This is a genomic window from Aeromonas sobria (assembly GCF_050266975.1).
In the GTDB taxonomy this organism is placed as follows: Bacteria; Pseudomonadota; Gammaproteobacteria; order Enterobacterales; family Aeromonadaceae; genus Aeromonas; species Aeromonas sobria_B.
Genome location: NZ_JBKISU010000130.1, coordinates 1 through 287, shown reverse-complemented (window position 1 = coordinate 287; position 287 = coordinate 1). Strand labels below are relative to the sequence as shown.

General features: G+C 69.0%; 1 protein-coding gene. It reads right to left on the bottom strand.

Annotated features, from left to right (window positions below; genetic code table 11):
- Positions 1–287 (bottom strand): hypothetical protein (locus tag ACLHZ1_RS20770; RefSeq protein ID WP_427263560.1); only part of this gene is annotated, 287 nt, incomplete at both ends.

Genomic DNA, 287 nt, shown 5'->3' with positions numbered 1-287 from the left:
TCGCTCAGTACCCGGTCAGGCTGGCCGCTCACCTTGAGGGCGTCACCGGCCTGGGCCTCGCCCGGCAGGGTCACCGCCACGTTTACCTTGCCGCTGATCTCGCTGCGGTCGATGGTGCCGTCGTTGTCGCTGTCTTCGGTGATGACCACGGTCGGCGCACCGGTGGCAGTGGTGTCGCCCATGGTGGCGCTGTCGCGGCCCGGCTGGGATTCGTTGCCTGCCGCATCCACGATGGTCGCCGTCACGGTCAGCGCCTCGCCGTCGGCCGGACGGTCAAACTCGTAGTC